Source organism: Paenibacillus sp. NMA1017, assembly GCF_058895805.1.
In genome coordinates, this window is sequence record NZ_JBZXYR010000008.1 from 160,461 (window position 1) to 179,671 (window position 19,211).

Consider the following 19,211-nt stretch of genomic DNA (forward strand, 5'->3'; position numbering starts at 1 on the left):
ATTCTGGAGTCTGCATCAAGAAATGCCACGTCCCGATCATTATACTTCAACTCGCTTTCTATACTGTTGGAATAAGCTTTACCTACACCGATGGTTAGATCCTTAACATATTTCTAATCGTAATCTTCGATGCGCCACTCGTCTTTCCAGTCCAGGTAAGCCTTCTCTCCCTCAAAGCGGAATGGCAGCCATACATAATCAGCTTTATGTGTGTTCTCCTCTGTATTATAAACGTGCTCCAAAACAGGTAACGGTTCATCCGCTCTTTCTGGATTGAAATAACGATCGTATCGATCCCGAATAATCTCGTAAGGAACATTTCCCGCTTCATCGGTAATCCAGCGATCCCCCATTGCAATATAGAGATCTTTCTTGTTTGGATGCTTGAATACCGATGAAATCTGGGATCGATAAGACGTTTGCGTAGTGTCCTCTTTATGAGGATTGCCTTGAATCTCGAATGGGCCATGGTATGTTCTCGCACATGCAACTTCTGACGGATTCGGATAATAACTTGTCGTTCCTGATGTCACCAAATAATGAAGACCTCCCCGTTCGAAATGGGCTGGGGCTTCACGGACAAACGGTGGGTGGTTATTCGGGAAATGAGTGGAGTAATATCCCGTGACATCAGTGTAATCAGCGGTCAGGTCCGCACAGATCAATTCACTATGAACTCGCTCGAAATAGTAATACGCCTTCCCATCCGGTGCAATAACCAAGTCGAAATCCCCGGCGCTCATATTCAAGGGGCGGAATTTCGTCTTTACAATGGTATACGGTCCCAATAACTGATCAGAAGTCAAGATGGTTAAGCTCTGCGTCTGATCCCTTTCCATGATTTTCAGGAAACACACATACTTTCCGGTTTCCTTGTTAAAAATAATATGGGGCCGATCCATATTACTCGCCGGATGAAGAGCAGAGTCGGGATCATTCTCCACTGGAGGAATGATAAGACCTTCATCCTTCCATTGATATAGATCCCCTGAGGAATAACAGCGCACGCCCCAATGCCAGATTCCGCTGCCGGGAGTCGTCTTCTCCTTGTTCTCTCCGTACCAATAGAAGGTGTTGTTCTCATAAAATATGGAGCCTCCATGAGCATGAATCCGCTTTCCTTCCGTGTCTAGCCATACCTGACCCGGCTTAATCGCCCTCTCTGTCCTACTGGACTGAAGACTAGCCAAGTCATCCACGATCGCATGGAAGGCCCCTTTGACAATCCCGCTTGTAGGAAGCCAGCGAGCTGTAAATCTCATTCGAATCCCCTCCAATCCTTGGCTGAACCGTTAATCTAGTGAAAACGAAGCAAAACTTACACTTCCCCACCCAGTGTACTTAAAGTACAACGCATGAATGCCATCCGGGATGCTTATATTTGCTGAATGTTCCTTCCATTCGTTCGTAGCCGTTACTGGAATGCTCCCAAGCGAAGGCCCGTTCCACGTAGTCATGAGTTCAAATGCTCCCCCATATCCTCCGCGAGTCCTTATTGAAATTTCCTTTACACCTTTGCAGGTAAAATATTTAAAACCCGCTATGGCACCCAACTTCATATTTGCGATATACCCCGGCTCCTCATCCCCGTCTCTGCCTTCTTGTGTAATTTTGGGGAAGCGGCAATCCGCCCATTCTCCAGGTTCCAGCAGTGTAAACTCCTCATCAGCAAGCAAAAGATTGCAGGCGAGATACGCCGGATATTCTCCCTTACCGATCAACGGTCCGCCATTGGCTCCGCTGGAGGTCATTTCGACTTGAGGTATTCGGCCATCCTCCAGGATCTGAATAGGTTCTATGCAGCCTTGTCTGCTAAAGCATGTTCCGTTGGTATGCCGATGATAAAACACATACCAGCTATCTTTGATTTTTATCATACTTCCGTGGTTGTTCCCTCCGTAATACATCGCGGTATCAGCAGGTTTATAGGAATCGATATAGCTGTCGTTATTGCTGACGATCGTTCCCCGAAATTCGAATCCCTGGAAAGGCGATTGGCTGGTTGCATAACAAAGTTCGTGAAACTGAACAGAGGAATAAATAAAGTAGTAGAGGTCTCCGACTTTTCTTAAGGAAGACGCTTCAAAAAATTCATGACCTTCAAAGCCTGTACCCTGACTGTATGTATCACTGGGCACGATGGTTTTCGGCCCTTCTTTAACTGTAATCATATCGGTTTCCAGGCTTGTGACCCTTGCTCCTGTTCGGGTTGCATCACCTATCATACAGAAGCCGGTGTAGAGATACACTTCATCCCCTTCTACCCAAACCGCCGGATCGAACTGCGGTTCGTCTCCGGATTTGTTTCCAAGAGGTATCCCGTCCGGATAGCAAACATCGCCATAATATTTGTACGGTCCGGCAGGCATATCGGAAACGGCAACAGAGACGATTTGTTGTTTGTCCAGAACGTAATACAAATAATATCTTCCGTCTGATCCCTTTGCGACATCCGGTGCATACAGACACATATCTCCGTCAGCGTTTTTCGGATCGTCCGTCCTTTTGTAAATGACTCCTTCGTACTTCCAATCCGCGAGATCGTCTACAGGTGCCGACCAGCACACGTAATCGTTCAGACAAAAAGCATATCCGTTAAATCTGTCGTGAGAACCGTAAACATAGACTCGGTCGCCATACACATGCGGTTCTCCGTCAGGAATATATTCCCACGGCGGAAGATACGGATTCAATCCCTGCTTCATCAAAGATCAGCTCCTTTCTTAAATCCTCGATATACAAACGAGCAAACAACTCAAGCATCGACATTCACTCTAAAAAAGCAACTGCTCAGCAGCACATGCCGCTGAGCTTTTGCTTTGTTTTTTTGTACCACTAACCTGTACTTCAATACTTGTAAAATGATTATTTTTTCTTACTCGCCAGGAACGCATCTGCCTGGGTTTGCACCTCAGCCTTTACCGTATCCAGACCGGCGCTGTTCAGATTTTTGATCAGTTCGTCAAACGCTTTATCTACATCCTTGACTGCACCGATGTAAATCGGGTTGGCATATTGCGTCGAAGCATTTGCCAGGTTGGCAATCTGCGTCTTGACTTTGTCCGAATTAAAATTGAAACCATTATACGTAAAATCTGTCATGTGATCTTTTAGCTTTTCGTAGTGTTCAACATAAGATTCCGGCCAAGTGTTCATCGGCTTGAACAAGCCCTTGTTCACGAACCAGAAGCCTGAAGCATCCGGCGGATAGGTATTGTTATCGGACGTTACTCCTTCCGGCAAGCCAATTTTATCATCTGCCGTAACGATATAATTCTTCCCTTCAATGCCAAAATAAGTAAGATATACGTAGGATGGGTCATCCATAATCAGATCAAAGGCCTGCATGACGCGTTCCGGATTCTTGGAATTGGCCGCAATGGAAATCCCTGCGCCAAGATATCCGCCTTTTGGCGCTTTCCCATTTGGCATCAAAGAAGGAATGATGTACGTCTCAATTCCTTTCGCTTCGGCGGCTTCGACGGTAGCCGCAATATCAATCGTGTTACCAAATGCTACTGCGGATTTACCTTCCACGAAATTATCCTTGGAACGGATTTTGTTTGAATACGGGTTTTTATTGACATACCCTTTGTCATACCAATCCTTCATGATATTCGCTGCGTATTTTTGTGCGCTGAGATAAGGCTCCTCCACCATGCTGTAAATCTTGCCTGTTGGATCGTCAAAATCAAACGCGACCCCTTGTGCCAACGGACCACCACCAAGAGAGCCCCCCGTGTAGCCGATTTTATCACGCATCAAATGTTGATAAGGAGTCGGCAGGTCCACTTGGGAATCCAGGTTAAGACCAACCATGTCTGGGTGGTTCTTCTTCACAGCTTCCAGATAAGGACCAATATCAGAAAGACGATCTACCTTAGTCAAGCCCGCTTCTTTCATGATATCTTTCCGGAGCACTGATACGAATACCGAACTGTCAGGGGTGGTTTTCGGCATCATATAGATTTTGCCGTCCACCTTGGCTTCTTCCCAAGCGACCGGATCAATGGCAGCCGATTTCTTCGGCATATATTTGGCGATATCTTCCGGCTTCAGCTCATAGAAAGCCCCTTTATTCGCTTGTTCAATATAATAGTTCCAATCCGCTGAGAAGATAAAGTCAATATCCTCGCCTGCGGCCAGCAGTAGTGGATATTTCGACTGCACATCACCCCAACTGATATAATTCAACTCAATGGTGGCATTGATGTCTTTTTTCAGTTTTTCATTGAGTGCGCTGAGCACTTCGGGCATTCCCTTCGGCGCTTCACCGAGCAGGTATCCTTTTAATACTACTTCTTTCTGATTGGTTGCTGGATCGCTCTCCGCATCCGAGTTATTGCCGGAGCAGGCAGACAGCAGACTCAGCGACAGCAATAGGGTAAGAATGAACAGCGCATTTTTCTTTACTTTCTTCATCTTTATTCCCCCCTCATTTTATGAAAAAAATATATAAACCCTCTATCTTGTAGGACTTATAACGGAAAAATCTGTATTAATATAGCAAATTCAACCTTTCACCGCGCCGATTGTGATGCCTTTGACGAAATACTGCTGAAGAAACGGGAATAGAATTACAATCGGGCCAGTGGCAACTACCGTCATAGCGAGCTTGAATGTTTCCTTCGGTGTGTCCAGATCCGACATATGCTGGGCCATTGCTGCAGACATGTTCATAGAAGACAGCATTTTATAGAGCATATATTGCAAAGGTACGTATTGCTCTTTGTCAGTAAACATCATCGGAGTCCACCAGTCATTCCAGTAAGCCAGAATCGTGAATAATCCGATTGAAGCAAGCGCAGGTTTACATAGTGGCAGTACCATCTGCCAGAAGATTCGGAAGTCACCTGCTCCGTCGATCTTGGCGGATTCCACCAGAGGCTCCGGTACAGAGCCCTGAATGAAGCTGCGCAAAATCAGTATATACATTACATTAAACATGGGGAGCAGAATGAGGACGGCAAGTGTATTTTTCAGATGCAAGTAACTGGTGACCCAAATGAAGAAGGGAGCCAGTCCACCATTGAACAAAGTGGTGAAGAACAGGAAGAATGCGAGCTGATTGCGATATCGTACTTCCTTGCGGTACATAACATAGGCAGCCATTGTAGAAATTAACAGCGACAGCACCGTTCCGACTACTGCCACAAAGATTGAAACTCGATAAGCCGAAAGAATGTCGCCGGGATTACGGAAAATAAAAGCATAAGCATCCAGCGAGAAGCCTCGCGGCAGAAAGGAATACCCCTTCGCCAAAACCTGTCCTTCATCGGAGATGGAACCGGAGATCAGGACGATAAAAGGCAGAAGGCATATAATAGCGACCAAAGCCACAACCGTGTAAGAAAATGCCTGAAATAAAGGCGCAGAATTCAACTTGTTTTCTTTCATAAATCATTTCCTCCTTTCTTATGATCAGCTTAGAACAGCGCGCTATCCTTGTCGTAACGACGCACCAGATAGTTTGCGAACAGGATAATAATTAGCGTAAGCACGGATTGATAGAAGCCTACCGAAGAAGCCATGCCAAAATCTTGTGTACCTACAAGAGAGCGGAACACCAGGGTATCAATAATATCCGTAGCATTCATCAGCGCACCATTGTTACCAATCAGCTGGTAGAACATATCGAACTCGCCTCGCATGATCCTTCCCAGCCCCAATAATACTAATATCACTACCGTCGGTTTGAGTAAGGGCAGCGTAATTCTCATGACTTTTTGAAAACGAGTGGCTCCGTCTATCGTTGCCGCTTCGTAAATTTCCTGATCGATCCCGACAATCGTCGCCAGATACAAAACGCTGCCAAACCCAACCCATTTCCATATATATAAAAATGGAAGAAGTAAATACCAATAACCGCTCGTCGAATAAATATCCATGGCCTCTAGGCCGATATTACGTAAGAATACGTTTACAATACCGAATTCATAATTCAAAAAGTTATAAACGAACGCAGACACCGTAACCCAGGAAATGAAATAGGGTAGGAACATAAAAGTTTGGGCGGTCTTTTTGAAAAACTTGTTATAGGTTTCCGAAATCAATACCGCTACCAGAACCGAGAAAAAAGTATAGGTTCCCAAGAAAACTAAATTATAAAGAATCGTATTCCTTGTTACGAGCCATGCCTTGCCGGACTGAAAGAAGTATTCGAAATTTTCCAATCCGTTCCACGGGCTAAAAAAAATGCCGTCTCTGTAGTTGAATTCCTTGAAAGCCATGACGACACCTGCCATTGGAATATAGGAAAAGATGATAAAAAAGATAGCAATCGGTAAAAACATCGTATACAGCACCCGATTATTTCTTAACTCCTGCATGAAAGACAGTAGTTTAGATTGTTTTTTGGTTTGCGTCGCAACCCGCTCCAGCTTGGTGCCCATAAGTAGCCTCCTTCAGTATGTGTTCTCTTTCTCTCCATTTATTGTAGTAGGCTTTAAGTTTCTCACATACAGGACAAAGCTTTTATTTCCTTCAATAAATTATGATAACGCTTACTTTTCATTCGACGCGGGAAGCCGTATTTGTACAACAGTCCCTTTCCCCGGCAGGCTTTTAAAAGACAACCCATACTCCGGACCATAGTTCAGTTGAATCCGCTCTTGAATATTCCGAATCCCAAAGCCACCTGTCCGTTTACTTACAGTCCCAGTCAGCAATGACAACAGCACTTCTTCCCCCATGCCTATGCCATCGTCACAGATATCCAGGATCAATGCCTTATTCTCGGTCGTAGCGGATACCCGAATTATCCCCTCTTCTACTGTCTTTTCCATAATGCCATGCAGAATTGCATTCTCGATCAAAGGTTGCAGCATAATTTTGGGCACCTCGCAGCCCAGCAACGATGGCGGAATCTCTGCGATCAGTGTGATCGCATTGCCAAAACGCATATTCTGGATAGACACATAGGATTCAATATGCCGAATTTCACTCTCCAGGGTGACGATTTCCCGACCGTTTGACAAACTCAAACGGTAGAATAACGCCAATCGATCCACGACTTTCGATATTTCCACATTGCCGGATTCAATAGCCATAATATTGATCAGATCCAGAGTGTTGTAGAGAAAATGCGGATTGATCTGTGCTTGCAGCGCCTTGAGTTCCTTGTTTTTCACTTCGCGCCCGAGCGTATAAGTCTCCTGCATTAGTTTTGATATATTTTCCACCATAAGGTTGAAATTGTTGGTTAGCTCACCGATCTCATCCTTGTTGGCGGGAAGTGGGGCAAGGTAGAAATTGCCGTTTTTGATTTTGCGCACATGCCAAATGAGTCGCCGCAAGCGTTTGGTTGCCGAACCGGCGACAAGGAAGGATAGTATGAAAGTCAATGGAATAATAAGCAGAAAAATCAGGATTAGCCGACTACGCATCTTGTCGCTGGATTTCTGAATGTCGGAGAAGGGGACGATCATCGCTATATTCATATCCGTTTCCGGAATAGACTGTACTCCCAGAAGGATTCGCTGTCCATTGAACTCCAATGAATCCGTCCAGTAATCCTCTTCCTCATCGCGTAGAGACTGCGACAATATTCCTATGAATTCATTGAACGTATATTGAAAGCCTACTGAGGTGCTGATAATATCGCCACGATCATTGAACAATGCTACAGAGGTGGTCGGAGTGGCGATCGCATGATCCAGCACCGAACGCAGTGTGCTCTGTGAGATCTGAGCACGTACAATGCCGTCGTTCTCCTTCATATTGTGGGCATTCGGAATGACTCGAAGCACGGATACTTTTTCATTTCTTTTTTCCTGATCGAAAATGGAAGAAGGCACCCAGGTGGAAGCGGCGTGCGAAGCGATAAAATGAGTGAACCAGGGGCTACGCTCCAGGTTGTCCATGCTCATGTAGTCGAAATTTTCCGCAGTTGAAGCCGGTCCCTGCTTCATATAGAGCTGAACGGTTTCAATATCGGAATTGTATCGGAATTGCCCCAGCACCCGAGCCAGTTTATTAGTGTCCGTCCCCCAGACATTGACATCCTCATAACGTCTGGGATCCTCAGCTACCAAAGTCTGCACCGTATCGTTGAAAGCAATGAAATTGAGCACCTCTTTGACTGATTCCGCACGATATTGAATATAGGATTTCGTTTCCTCCAACATCTTGCGGGCGGTGTACATGGCCTGCTGCTCATTTTCATTTGCGGTTAGGTGGAGATGCAAAAAGAGCAGCATAACAAACGGGATAATAACCACCAGCATATAGGAAGCAAAAAGCTTATAGCGAATACTGAAATTAGTGAATCGTCCTGAAAACTTTAATTTCATTTGACTATCCTTTCACGATACTCCGAAGGTGTGCATCCCACATTTTTTTTGAAAAATGTAGTGAAGTAATTGGCGTCCGTTAAGCCAGTCCGGTCTGCCACTTCATACAGCTTTAACTCTTTGACAAGCAGCAGCTCCTTAGCCTTCTCTATTCGCAGCGAAGAGATATACTCTTTGATGGTACCTCCCTGCTGTTTTTTGAACAACGAGCAAAGATATGTCTCGCTTAGCGCCACATGGTTGGCGATGTCCAGAATCGTTAACCCCTTTTCCTGATAGTTCTTTTGGATATAATACATGATATCTCTCATTTTGGAGGTAATCCCTCCGGATTCAGGCGATATCATGAACAAGTCAAAGAAAGAAAGAATATAATTCTCCATGCTTTTCAGATCGGGAATAATATCTATTTCTTCCCATATATATCTCCTTTCCGTATCCTCATCCGTTCCCATGAATCCCAACTGCACCGCCACATCCAGAATCACCAACAAAAATTGGAAATAGGAGTCTTTGAGCCGGGCAATATCCAAATCGCGAACCGCCCTGGCTTTCACGGTCCAGCTTTCAATAAGACCCCTGGCCTCTTGAAACTCGCCCTGCTTCAGCAGTCTGTGAAGACTGCGCACCACGTTCCAATCTATGGCCAGTTTCTGACCGGCACCAATGGCATCTGCAAAGATCAACGAGCTGCCTTCGATGTAATAATGGAGATTACACGCGTCCAAAGCGGTTTTGTACGAATTCGGAATCTGTATCCGTTCTCGCGCCAGCTCACCCACTCCCATACGAAAACGGATATTTCTTCCGATGATTCCAGTTAACTCGGTATATAGCTCTTCCAATATGCCACGCCGGTCTTTATAGCTATTGCCGAAGAATCCGGGAAGAATGACAATCAGATAATTTCTGGAATCAAAACCGCAAATGCCTTGCAACGAAGTAAGCATGCTGTTCATGTTCAGATCCCTCAGTAAATCCTCCTGCACATGCTTGGGGTCTTCGGGATATTGGGTGGGTGGCCAGTACAGCGATGACGCGATTACAGTGAATGTCCCATCTGGAGGCAGAAGAAAAGTCTCTCTGCTTTCCAAAGCTTTCTTCGCATTGAGCGAATCAGGATCGGAAATCAGTTTACGAACCATCTCTTGTCTCAAATAAGGCAGCCCTTCATCATATGCATCCTGCAATTGGCGTTCCTCCAACCGCTTTTTATTCTCCTGCTTTCTGGACTCTACCGCAGCTTGAACAGCCTTTCGGACCTGACTCGGGTTGATCGGCTTTTCAATGTAATCCAGAGCGTTCAGTCGAATCGCCGACATCAAATAATCTTTGTCCGAGAACCCGCTCAAAAACAACAGTTTACACGAGATAGCGCTTTCACGTAATCGTTGCGCAAACTCTATGCCATTCATCTTCGGCATCCGAATATCGCAAAGTACGATGTCGGGATGGAAACTCTGGCAAAGTTCAAGTGCCACTGCACCGTTGCGTGCCGTTTCTACTTCTTGAATACCTATTTCCCCCCACGCAATATGCTTGCGCAGCATTTCTCTCGTTCTTTCTTCATCATCTACGATCAGCAGTTTCATGAGCTACCCCCTTTACGTAGTTCCATTACGCTATATTTGCAAACAACAAAAGCAGACCACCGAAGCGGACTGCGATTGAATTTGAAATGTGGACAACTGAATGATTGCTTCATGTGCTATATCATAAACCACAAAAGACTGTCCGACAACCATGCTGATATTGGTTTCCAAGTAAATTTTATGCTTAGGCAGTGCTGATTTATTTTGGTTCAACTATTTTGAGAGGCTTATCCTCTTCATTATAGAGCACACTTTTTCATAGACCTACCTGTTAAACCGTCTTTTTTCTTTAAAAATCTAAGATTGAAGACTGCCATTTCCAATTTCTTCTCCCGAGGGAGCCAACAATCCATAATCCTTGTTAAAATCGTACTTTTTTAGCGCTAAAAATTGTTTATATAGCAGATTCCCCAATAAAATCTGAAGATTGACTGGTATCGTCCCTGAATAAGTAAAGTTAAAATCATTCTGTATACGTTATTTTAGAGAGAAATTCATTCTACCGAGAACGTCACTTTACAAACGGAGGGATTAAAGTTGGAAACTGACAAGATCCATTATTTTAAAGATCAAGGTACTTCATGTGTAATTACAGAGCCTAGAACTCCCCGGTACTGGTACAATTATTTGTGGAGCGAGCAAGGGTACTGCACACAGGTATCTCAGATTGGACACGGCCGTAGCTATTATATCAACTCCAAAGCAGATATGTGCATGATTAATGGTCAGGATGCAAAATATATGTACCTGAGAGACGATGACACAGGTGAATACTGGAACATCGGTGAAGGACCGCTTAACGAAGCAGTGGATGACTTTACTTGTGAGCACAGTATCGGATATTCTGTCGTTCAATCCCAAAAGGATGGCATTCGTGCTTCTTGGAAACTGTTTGTCCCTCATGAGGGTTACAATGAAGTATGGGTTGTAACAGTTAAAAATCAGACAAACCAAGAAAAAAATATCAGCCTCTTTTCTGCAGTGAGCTTTGAGTTAGAAGGTTTTAAGTATCCCCGTTATTATGAGATGTACAGAAGTTGCGAAACTTTATTCGATTCCGAGCTGAACGGTGTTTACTGTCAGTCGAGGCATCCGTTTGCACCGCATGCCCGTTATAACGGCTATATTGCCTGCTCGGAGACTGTACACGCCTACGATGGCGATCTTGGAGAATTTCTCGGTCCGCTCGGGTCCATCACCAAGCTCGATAACATACCGGCCCCCTTGTTCCAGCGTCCCGATGTCCTCATTCAAGGCAGGGATTGCACGAATTCAACAACCACGCTTTCCAATCTGGGAGGTGTATTGCAAAACAAACTTGTATTAGCTCCGGGCGAGGAGAAAGAGATCTACTTCGTTATGGGAGTCAGCGAGAACCTTGAAGAAGCCATTCAGACTGGAAGAAAATATTTCAATAAGGAGCGGCTTGAAACCTCATTGCTCGAAACCCAGGCTTTTTATAAATCCAAGTACCAAAGCTTAAGCGTTACCACACCGGATGATAAACTCAATATCATTATGAACGAATGGGTAAAGAAGCAAATCGATTTTTGTATCGTCGGCAAGAAAGGCGTCCGGGATAATCTTCAGATTGCCGTTGCCCTGCTGAATTATCGGCAGGATCGAGCCAAGGAAGAAATTATTGAATGTCTGAGACATCAATTCAAGGAAGGTCATGCCGTACTTACCTGGTTCCCTTATGATGACACACGGTACTCGGACCAACCTTTCTGGATCATATGGTCAGTCGTTGAACTCATCAAAGAAACTGGAGATTATTCACTTTTGGACATGGAGATCGAATACCAGGACGGCGGCTCCGGAACGATGCTTGAGCATGTGAAAGCAGCCGTAAACAGATTGATTGAGGATAAAGGTGCAAATGGTCTGGTTCGCATCATGTTTGCGGATTGGAATGATGCCCTGAATATTACAACCGATCCCCAAGCAGAGTCTGTCATGCTCTCGGAACAGTTCTGTTACGGCCTGAGAGAATTGAGTACTCTAATGCGAGTTGTCGGAGATCAAGATTATTCGCACTACTTAACCACTCAGTACGAACTGCTCCGGGACGCGATCAATGAGGCGGCTTGGGATGGAAATTGGTATATGCGCGCTTTGAGCAAAGTGGAAAACATCGGTTCAAAAGATAGCAAAGGCAGCAAGATCTACATCAACGCTCAATCCTGGGCTATTCTTGCGGACATTCCGGATGATGAAAAACTCCCAAAAGTGCTGGATTCTATGGATAGCATGGAGCACGCGTTTGGTTTTCCAATCAACATGCCTCCTTATCCGGAATATTCCCCTAACGTCGGAAGAATGTCCGGCATGCTTCCGGGATTATTCGAGAACGGCGGAGTTTACTGTCATGCTACAGGCTTCAAGATTATTGCGGATTGCAAAGCTGGACGCGGTGAAGAAGCTCTTCGGACATTGAAGAAAATCATTCCAGACAGTGAAGCTAACCCGTCTACACAATCCGGGGCAGAGCCATACGTCTTTACCAACTGCTATTCCATACACCCCAAGTTTTATGGGAAATCCTATCAATCCTGGACGACCGGAACTTCCGCGTGGGGACTCATGAGTCTTTACGAAGGCATACTTGGAATTAAACGCGATTATGATGGCTTACGGATAGATCCTTGCTTCCCGCCAGAATGGAGTTCGGCAGAAATATATCGTGAATTCCGCGGTAATCAATATCACATATCCATTACCAACCCTGAGCATATATCCAAAGGGACGGTCGAAATCCACGTAGATGGCCACTTGATTTCTGGAAGCCTACTTCCTTTATTCGATGACGGACAGCTTCACCGGGTTGAAGTCACGTTAAAACCTTAAACCTGTAACAGAAAATCTGCGGAGTTGTCAGCATGTGAAAACCGTCTGACAACTCCGCTTTTAATATTTGGACTTTCGACTTACTGAATTTTTGGAGCGCTAAGTTTACTATGTCATTCTGCTCCAAACTAAACTTTGCTTATATAGATTCTCTTATTGTTGTTTATCATAAAAGAGCGGGGCTGACGGAAAGAATCCGAGTGCCAAATGGCTCTCAGACTCTTTTGGCTTAATGCTTTTTAGTACATACGAAGAACAAAACGGGATATGAACAAGCTCGCGTCCCCATTTCGTCCCCAACTCAACTATTCGCTTACTCCAAACCCCGCCGCTCCAACAAAGCCACGCACTCCACATGCACCGTATGCGGAAACATATCTACGGGTTGCACTTCCACAGTACTATACCCGCCATCCTCTAATATCCTTAAATCCCGCGCCAGTGTGCTTGGATTACAAGATACATACACCACACGCTCTGGCTTCATCTCCAGAATGGTGTCGAGCAGGCGTGGATCGCAGCCCTTGCGGGGTGGATCGACGACGATAACGTCGGCGGTGATGCCTTGCTCTTTCCACGCAGGAATGACGTCCTCGGACGCGCCTACCTCAAATTTCACATTACGCATTTCGTTCAATAGCGCATTACTTCGTGCATCGTCGATGGCTTCTTTGACGATCTCGACCCCATACACCTGGTCCGCATGCTGAGCGAGGAACAAGGAAATCGTGCCGATGCCGCAATACGCATCAATTACCGTTTCTTTGCCCGTGAGCCCGGCATATTGGACGGTTTTGCTATACAGCACTTCTGTTTGTACGGGATTCACCTGATAAAAGGATCGCGCGGAAATCGCAAACTGGACGTTTCCAATGTAGTCGTAGATCACGTCACGACCCCACAGTACACGAGTCTCGTCGCCAAAAATAACGTTCGTTCGCTTCGTATTCACGTTCTGGCATATGCTTGCCACGTGTGGGATGTGCTCACGAATACTGCCGATCCACGCATCTGCGTGCGGAATATCTCGCCCATTCGTCACGAGCACCAGCATCATTTCACCCGTGCGAAAAGCGGTCTTTACAACGACATGGCGCAGCAGTCCACGTCCGGTTTCTTCATTATATGCGCTGATGCCGAGCATTCGGCCAATCTCTTTCACACGTGCGACAACTTCGTCATTACGCTCGTCCTGAATGAGACAGGTGTTCATATCCACAATTCGATGGCTGCCACGTGCGTAGAAACCGCCGACAAGCCCACCCTCGGTGACACCAATCGGCACCTGGGCTTTGTTGCGGTACCGCCACGGCTCACTCATACCAAGCGTAGGATGCACGACTACGCCTTGTACACGCGACATGCTGTCTGCATTTCTATCCGCAGAGTCAGCCAAAACCTCAGTATGCTCACTGGACTCCGTAGCCACACTCAGCTTCCCGATACGCTCTAGCACATCCACGACATGCTGGCGTTTCCAGCTGAGCTGCGCTTCGTAGCTCATATGCTGGATCTGGCAGCCACCGCATTGATCGTAGATGGCGCATGGAGCTGCAATTCGGTCAGGACTAGCCTGCGCGATATCCAGCAGCTTGGCATAGCCATACTGTTTTTTCGTTTTCAGCACCTTTACTCGTACCTTTTCCCCTGGTAACGCGCCCGGAACGAACAGCGTAAAACCCTCGACACGCCCTACACCCTCGCCATCGTGGTTCATGCCGATGATGTCTAGCACGGCCTCATCGTTCTTTTGCACAGGCAGATCGGTACGCTCTGCACTGGATCGGATACGATTGGAAGCATCCTGACTTCGTCCACCGTTGGAAGAACGACGAGTATCTCGTCCATTTCCCCTTTTCTTCCGAACTACTTCATTCACATTTCCATTTTTGTTTTCGATTTCGACCTGAAGCATCCCATTTCCAGCTCTAACTCGAGACTGTTCCGGTTCTTCTTCTCTTATCGCCTTCATACTCTTTTTGTACTGATTTCCTTGAACAGGAGTTGCTGTCGCTGCATTCCGGCGGCTTTTTCCACGTCCGCTACGGTTATTCGTCATGATTGTCACTTCTTTCTGATCATCTTTTGATACAGTACATACAATACTAACATCATCCAATTATACAAACATCAACTCGAAAATGCCGTTACTCCCCCACGGAGAACGGCAAAAACCAATATGTTCACACAAAAAACAGCTACCTACTCTGCATTCCATACACTATAACACTGCGTTTCCACCCGGAAGCGGAATTATTTTCTCATCATCCCTCACCGGAAAACATTCAAATGATGAGGTAAATTCCGGAATGTCGCTGGCAAGGTGCCTCCCAGTTCGCCATCCAAATTAAGCTGGACGTAGCCAGGTGAAGTCACTTCCATGTAATCTGTTTTAAAATAAACGATCTTCTTATCCTGCAAATGCTCACCACGCAGCGCAAGTGTTACCAATCGGATCATTTCCGCCAGATTGCATTTCCGCACAGCGATGACGTCAAGCAGCCCATCATCTATTGTCGCCCCGGGAGCAAGCTTTTCAAACCCGCCCACCGAATTCGTATTCGCAATCAGGAATAGCATAAACTCGTCGTGAATCACTTCCTGACCCGATGCCTTGATGATCAGCTCCTGTGGAGCAAGGCTGACCATCTTCTCCATACCTTTAAAATAATACGCCAACTGGCCAATCATCGTTTTTAGCTTGCTCGGAACTTCATACGTAAGCTCGGTTAAAGTCCCCCCGCCTGCAATGTTGATAAAGTAGCGGTCATTCGCTTTTCCGATATCCAGTGGCTTCGGATTTTGACGAATAACGAGGTCGCAATAATCTTCCCAGTGCTTGGGGATGCCCAGTGCTCTGGCGAAATCATTCGTCGTCCCCAGAGGAAACACACCTAGGGGTGGGCGGTTTTCTCTTTCAGCCATCCCGTTAATGACCTCATACAATGTACCGTCGCCACCAGCAGCGATAATCATGTCATACCCACGCTCAATGGCCTCTATTGCAGCACGTGTTGCGTCCCCTTCACCCGTAGTTGCATGGCAAGAGGCTTCAATACCACCTTCATCCAGGCGCTGCAAAACATCTGCAAGACGACGCTTCATTTCCTCACGCCCAGAGGTCGGATTATAGATTAATCTAGCTCTTTTCATTCCGTTACGCCACCCGTATATTTAATGATATTTATATTCACATAGCAGTTCATCACATTCAGTCTGTACAAAATATCATCATACTGGAAAAAGACCTCTTTTACAATAAAAGAAGCCAGACTTTGCCCAAATAAGGAAATTTAAGGCTGAAATGACGTTATAGCCGAACCAGACTACCTATTACTTGTCCTCGCTTGCTTCTGTACGCTTTGCAATAATTCACGAATTTGTCTGTCCATCCAGCTTGTGAGCAAAGGATGCGGTAATAAAGGCTCTCCTGAATAACGGTATTCGAGCCCCTGCAAGCGTTTAGGAATCATATGATTTGTAAAATATCCCGAACTCAAAAATAGCGGTGCCACAATAACATCATGACCCCGCTCCTGACTCCAATACGCTGCCTTGTCGTACACACTCTCGGGATTTAGCAAAGCGTGGTCTGTGATGATACCGCTCACGCTTTGCACTGTACGGGCCAACGAAGAAATCCCCTGCTCCCAGCGCTGAAAAAAGCCGTTGTGCACACTGCCGTGACCTACGAGTAAAATAACCTCTCTCGCAGGGTCGGCTGATAGCGGGCGAACCTTGTCCCACACCATGCGGGCAACATCTTCTCCGTCATCCAGCGGGCTGCCAAAATGCACTCGCGCCTTCATTTGAAACGGCTTCAAATCTGTTTCTTTGTCCGGCGCATCTTTGACACCCAGCGCATAGCTAATCTCATCTACATGCGTACTGCCTGATGACACAAACAAAGGAATAACCAATATATCTGTTACACCCAAGGCCTCCAGACGGTCAATACCATTTTGAATCAATCTTTCTTTAACCGTTTCCAAAAATGAAACCTCTACCGGTATTTCTTCCGGCAAATGAAGCTTTGCAACTGCCTGATCCACCTGTTCCACCCAATACGGATCCCTAGAGCCGTGGCTGATGACCAGTATCCCAGGGCTCCGCATTAGCGTCCCAGACGTTCCAAAGTCATTTTATACCCATCATTACCATAGTTCAGGCAACGTTTAACACGTGAAATGGTGGCTGTGCTGGCCCCTGTCTCTGCTTCAATCTGATTATATGTGCTGCCTTTGCCTAGCATACGGGCAACCTCTAGACGTTGGGAGAGGGATTGAATTTCATTAATCGTGCACAGATCATCAAAAAATACATAGCACTCTTCCAAATTTTTAAGAGTTAAAATAGCTTCGAACAATTGATCAATACTTTTATCATTAAGCTTTTTAAGCTGCATGGATTATCATCTCCCAAGGTTACGATCTCTCCTCATTGTACCCGAGGATTAGTCGGTTTTTCAAGCATTAACGGTTTCACGCATTACAGAACAACATTATGATCATAGAAATATACCGTACGAATGCCCAAATCCGCTTTTATACCTGATTTCGGGACACGCGCCTAAACCCACTGTGCGTTTGTAACATACAGTAGAGTATCAACCTGCAAAGGAATGTGATCTCATGCCTGGACACTACTATCATCGGAGGGCGCAAACGCGTGCCATTTCCGATCCGTATAGTTCAACTCCTTATCCTGGACTCGATCCATACAGCGAGGTTCCGCAAGTCGATTCCTCCGCACTGGTTCCTTACGAGGCGCCAGCGAGTATAACAGACTCTGCCGTGGTTACACCAGACCCCGCCCCTGCCAAAGGAGGACTGCTTGGCGGCCTTGGCAATCTTGGTAATCTCAACGATATTAAAGGTATTATTGACCGTATGGGCGGTATTGACGGGATTGTTGCTACGGTCGGCAAGGTACAAAAGATCATGTCTAGCGTGCAGCAATTTGCTCCGATGGCAAAACTGATTATGGGCTCGCTCCCAGCATTCAACAAAAACGCAAGCAAAAAATCTACAACACAAATTACTGAGGAACTGGATGAATATACACCACCACGCCGACGCCGGAAAAAGACACAGCGCAAAAGTACCACTACCCCGCGCAGACGTCCGCGCAAACGCACAAGAAAGTAGACTATACTATTTGAACCAGCCTCGGCGCATAAACCAGACCACCATTGCAACACTCAACAAAAACATGAAGAACAGTACGCCAAAATATCCATATTTCCAGCCCAACTCGGGCATATTCGAAAAATTCATACCATAGATTCCTGCAATCAGCGTCAAGGGCATAAAAACGGTCGTAATTACGGTCAGCGTCTTCATAATTGAATTCATGCGATTGGAATTGAGCGATATATAACTGTCCCTCAGGTCGGCTGTCATCTCGCGGTCGGCCTCCAGCATGTCTGTCAGCTTCAATAAATGATCATATATATCGGTAAAATAAGCCATATGGTCTCCTTGGCCCTGCACATGCTGCGAATTCAAAACTCGGTACATCAGATCACGCATGGGTACGATGGTACGGCGCAGCTTGAGCAGCCTGCCACGCAGGTCAAACACCTGCTTCATTAATTCCTCTACGGATTCGCGACCGCCCAAGCCCTCCAGCTCGGCCAATTCATCCTCAATCATAAAAAGGCTCGGAAAATAGTTATCTACCAGCTTGTCCATCACCGTGTAGGCTGCAGCCAGCGGTCCTCGCGACCATATTTTGCGTTCATTCGCATGCTGGACAATCCGCTCCCAGGCTTGATCCAGCTCCTCTAACTCACGATGGTGATATGTAACCAAAAAACGACTGCTAATAAACATATCCACTTCTTCCGCAGCTAACGTATCTACATCAAGCGCATGCACGACCAGAAACTGCACATCCTCGTAATAATCCAATTTGGGACGTTGCAGAACATGCATACAATCCTCCACAGCCAACGGGTGAAAATGAAAATAACTCGTCAGTAGCTCCGTCTCGCGATCTGTAGGCTCGCTAAAATCTACCCACATCCATATGTAATCCTCCATGACGATCTGATCCAATGGTTTTCCCACTGTTACCTGATGATCATGGCCTATAGTCAATGTACGTATCACCGTACGTCCCCCTCGCTTACACTTCCGTCTGATATGTTATTTATATTTTATATAAGCCAATTAACATTATACAAATCTCACGCTCTACATTCCCATACACTAAATAAGAAAAGGATATCTCAGGGTCAACAAGCCGTCCCAAGATATCCTTTATCCTCGTGCAGAGCAGTTCTTATCTTCAAAGCAAGCCCTCCACTTACGAAAATAAACATCATAAAAGAAAAATCACTCACGTTCATTAAAGATGCACACGAAAAGCCACTAAGCGGTCGGATGCTTACCTCGCTATATCCCCCTCGGCGCAGCAAGCAAGGCGCTGCGCCAATTCCATTGCCTATACCTACTCATTTAAAAGTGGGGCAGGC

General features: G+C 45.9%; 14 protein-coding genes. 2 read left to right on the forward strand and 12 right to left on the reverse strand.

Translation table 11 applies throughout. From position 1 onward, the window contains the following. Nucleotides 1–113: 113 nt before the first annotated feature. The 7 genes from AC5ELV_RS19090 to AC5ELV_RS19120 form a co-directional block, all read right to left on the reverse strand. The gene (locus tag AC5ELV_RS19090) at nt 114–1,262 is read right to left on the reverse strand and encodes a family 43 glycosylhydrolase (RefSeq protein WP_493431436.1); all 1,149 of its coding nucleotides are present in this window, start codon (nt 1,260–1,262) and stop codon (nt 114–116) included. 30 nt (nt 1,263–1,292) lie between these two features. After that, a complete protein-coding gene (locus AC5ELV_RS19095) occupies nt 1,293–2,708 on the reverse strand; it encodes a family 43 glycosylhydrolase (RefSeq protein WP_493431437.1) in 1,416 nt (471 codons plus the stop codon). 157 nt (nt 2,709–2,865) lie between these two features. Then, the gene (locus AC5ELV_RS19100) at nt 2,866–4,422 is read right to left on the reverse strand and encodes an ABC transporter substrate-binding protein (protein WP_493431438.1); all 1,557 of its coding nucleotides are present in this window, start codon (nt 4,420–4,422) and stop codon (nt 2,866–2,868) included. 90 nt (nt 4,423–4,512) lie between these two features. Continuing rightward, nucleotides 4,513–5,397, reverse strand: a complete 885-nt coding sequence (locus AC5ELV_RS19105; RefSeq protein WP_493431439.1) for a carbohydrate ABC transporter permease — start codon at nt 5,395–5,397, stop codon at nt 4,513–4,515. 29 nt (nt 5,398–5,426) lie between these two features. Then, nucleotides 5,427–6,392 carry an ABC transporter permease gene (locus tag AC5ELV_RS19110; protein ID WP_493431440.1) on the reverse strand — a complete coding sequence of 322 codons (966 nt, stop codon included), beginning with the start codon at nt 6,390–6,392 and terminating at the stop codon, nt 5,427–5,429. Between the two features lie 111 nt (nt 6,393–6,503). Beyond that, nucleotides 6,504–8,291, reverse strand: a complete 1,788-nt coding sequence (locus AC5ELV_RS19115) for a sensor histidine kinase (RefSeq protein WP_493431441.1) — start codon at nt 8,289–8,291, stop codon at nt 6,504–6,506. After that, the gene (locus AC5ELV_RS19120) at nt 8,288–9,883 is read right to left on the reverse strand and encodes a response regulator transcription factor (RefSeq protein WP_493431442.1); all 1,596 of its coding nucleotides are present in this window, start codon (nt 9,881–9,883) and stop codon (nt 8,288–8,290) included. The genes AC5ELV_RS19115 and AC5ELV_RS19120 overlap by 4 nt, the downstream gene beginning before the upstream one ends. 537 nt (nt 9,884–10,420) lie before the next feature. Here AC5ELV_RS19120 and AC5ELV_RS19125 point away from each other — a divergent pair. Continuing rightward, complete coding sequence (locus AC5ELV_RS19125) at nt 10,421–12,733, forward strand: GH36-type glycosyl hydrolase domain-containing protein (RefSeq protein ID WP_493431443.1); 2,313 nt, start codon at nt 10,421–10,423, stop codon at nt 12,731–12,733. Nucleotides 12,734–13,046: 313 nt separating this feature from the next. Here the strand turns inward: AC5ELV_RS19125 and rlmD are convergent, their stop codons facing one another. The 4 genes from rlmD to AC5ELV_RS19145 all read right to left on the reverse strand — a co-directional run bounded on the left by rlmD (nt 13,047) and on the right by AC5ELV_RS19145 (nt 17,138). Further along, nucleotides 13,047–14,792 (reverse strand): 23S rRNA (uracil(1939)-C(5))-methyltransferase RlmD, encoded by a 1,746-nt coding sequence (rlmD, locus tag AC5ELV_RS19130; protein ID WP_493431444.1) that lies wholly within the window; start codon nt 14,790–14,792, stop codon nt 13,047–13,049. A gap of 212 nt (nt 14,793–15,004) precedes the next feature. Then, entirely contained in the window at nt 15,005–15,886 is an 882-nt protein-coding gene (locus AC5ELV_RS19135; protein ID WP_013308843.1) for a diacylglycerol kinase, read from the reverse strand. Between the two features lie 173 nt (nt 15,887–16,059). Further along, nucleotides 16,060–16,848, reverse strand: coding sequence for a sirohydrochlorin chelatase (locus AC5ELV_RS19140; RefSeq protein ID WP_493431445.1), 789 nt, complete (start codon nt 16,846–16,848; stop codon nt 16,060–16,062). After that, the gene (locus tag AC5ELV_RS19145) at nt 16,848–17,138 is read right to left on the reverse strand and encodes a YerC/YecD family TrpR-related protein (RefSeq protein WP_007428885.1); all 291 of its coding nucleotides are present in this window, start codon (nt 17,136–17,138) and stop codon (nt 16,848–16,850) included. The genes AC5ELV_RS19140 and AC5ELV_RS19145 overlap by 1 nt, the downstream gene beginning before the upstream one ends. A gap of 226 nt (nt 17,139–17,364) precedes the next feature. Here AC5ELV_RS19145 and AC5ELV_RS19150 point away from each other — a divergent pair, with 226 nt between their 5' ends. Continuing rightward, complete coding sequence (locus tag AC5ELV_RS19150) at nt 17,365–17,880, forward strand: tyrosine protein kinase (protein WP_307354002.1); 516 nt, start codon at nt 17,365–17,367, stop codon at nt 17,878–17,880. 6 nt (nt 17,881–17,886) lie between these two features. On the opposite strand, the gene corA is transcribed toward AC5ELV_RS19150, so the two are convergent. Further along, nucleotides 17,887–18,846 (reverse strand): magnesium/cobalt transporter CorA, encoded by a 960-nt coding sequence (gene corA / locus AC5ELV_RS19155; protein WP_342428066.1) that lies wholly within the window; start codon nt 18,844–18,846, stop codon nt 17,887–17,889. Between the last annotated feature and the right edge of the window lie 365 nt (nt 18,847–19,211).

Coding starts and splice junctions, on each gene's coding strand:
- AC5ELV_RS19105 (WP_493431439.1), bottom strand. CDS start 5,397: ATGAAAGAAAACAAGTTGAATTCTGCGCCTTTATTTCAGGCATTTTCT.
- AC5ELV_RS19140 (WP_493431445.1), bottom strand. CDS start 16,848: ATGCGGAGCCCTGGGATACTGGTCATCAGCCACGGCTCTAGGGATCCG.
- AC5ELV_RS19115 (WP_493431441.1), bottom strand. CDS start 8,291: ATGAAATTAAAGTTTTCAGGACGATTCACTAATTTCAGTATTCGCTAT.
- AC5ELV_RS19090 (WP_493431436.1), bottom strand. CDS start 1,262: ATGAGATTTACAGCTCGCTGGCTTCCTACAAGCGGGATTGTCAAAGGG.
- AC5ELV_RS19100 (WP_493431438.1), bottom strand. CDS start 4,422: ATGAAGAAAGTAAAGAAAAATGCGCTGTTCATTCTTACCCTATTGCTG.
- AC5ELV_RS19120 (WP_493431442.1), bottom strand. CDS start 9,883: ATGAAACTGCTGATCGTAGATGATGAAGAAAGAACGAGAGAAATGCTG.
- AC5ELV_RS19150 (WP_307354002.1), top strand. CDS start 17,365: ATGCCTGGACACTACTATCATCGGAGGGCGCAAACGCGTGCCATTTCC.
- rlmD (WP_493431444.1), bottom strand. CDS start 14,792: ATGACGAATAACCGTAGCGGACGTGGAAAAAGCCGCCGGAATGCAGCG.
- AC5ELV_RS19145 (WP_007428885.1), bottom strand. CDS start 17,138: ATGCAGCTTAAAAAGCTTAATGATAAAAGTATTGATCAATTGTTCGAA.
- AC5ELV_RS19135 (WP_013308843.1), bottom strand. CDS start 15,886: ATGAAAAGAGCTAGATTAATCTATAATCCGACCTCTGGGCGTGAGGAA.
- AC5ELV_RS19110 (WP_493431440.1), bottom strand. CDS start 6,392: ATGGGCACCAAGCTGGAGCGGGTTGCGACGCAAACCAAAAAACAATCT.